The sequence below is a fragment of the Nonomuraea lactucae genome (assembly GCF_003313395.1).
Taxonomy (GTDB): Bacteria; Actinomycetota; Actinomycetes; order Streptosporangiales; family Streptosporangiaceae; genus Nonomuraea; species Nonomuraea lactucae.
In genome coordinates this window covers 1-916 of the sequence record NZ_QNFZ01000392.1, presented here as the reverse complement: position 1 = coordinate 916, position 916 = coordinate 1, and the positions used below count along the sequence as shown (strand labels likewise).

1 protein-coding gene is annotated in these 916 nt (G+C 76.3%); it reads right to left on the bottom strand.

The genetic code is table 11. The annotated features are described in order from the left end of the window. Positions 1 to 85 precede the first annotated feature (85 nt). The coding region (locus tag DQW85_RS22140) for a SidA/IucD/PvdA family monooxygenase (protein WP_162795222.1) at positions 86 to 916 on the bottom strand (831 nt) is incomplete at its 5' end.

Here is a 916-nt window from a genome sequence, read left to right as displayed (position 1 = left end):
GGGCCGCGGGCGGATCCGGCCGTGGCGGTCCCGGCGGCCCTGGCGGGCGCCTCCCGGGTCACCCCACTCCCGGTCGCCTCCGCGGTCACCGGAGCGAGCCCTCCGGAGTGTCGGCGGTGACGGCCCGCGCGGGGCCGGGCACCTGGGGCGCGCCGAACGTCGTCCACGCCGCCCGCTCGGGGACCTTCACCACGGTGCGCCCGGCGGCGGCGTTGAGGATCGTCGCGGCCCGCCACGCCCCGAGCGTCAGGTCGGGCGCGCCCACGCCGTGCGTGTGCAACTCGGCGTTCTGCACGAACAGCGACCCGGACACCCGCGGGTCCAGCGCCACCCGGTAGGAGCCGTCCACCTGGTAGCGGCCCCTGCCGTCCCAGTCGATCAGGTCTGCCAGCGGCTCCAGGAAGGGCGGCCGGGTGGCGGCGTAGCCGGTGGCCATCACCACGGCGGAGGTGCGTACCTGGAAGAACGCCTCCTGCTGGTCGTGCCGGCAGGTCAGCGCGTACCCGTCGCCGTCGGCGGCGGCCGAGACGACCTCCACGCCCGGGTGCAGCGCGGCGCGGGGCCGGGCGCCGCCGATGGTCCGCTCGTACAGCTCGTCGTGGATGTCGCCGAGCGTGTCGGCGCTGACGCCCTTGTAGAGCTGCCACTGCTCGCGGACGAGCCGCTCGCGCCGGTCCTCGGGCAGGCCGCGGAAGTAGTCGATGTAGTCGGGGGTGAAGTGCTCGAGGCCGATCTTCGAGTACTCCATGGGCGCGAAGGCGGGGGTGCGGGCCAGCCAGCGCACGTACGGCCCGCCGCCGCCCTGGCCGTCCTGGCGGCGCAGCAGGTCGAGCACCACCTCGGCGCCGGACTGCCCAGCGCCGAGCACCGTGACGTCGGCCGCCGCGGCCAGGCGGTCGCGGTGGGTGCGGTAGTC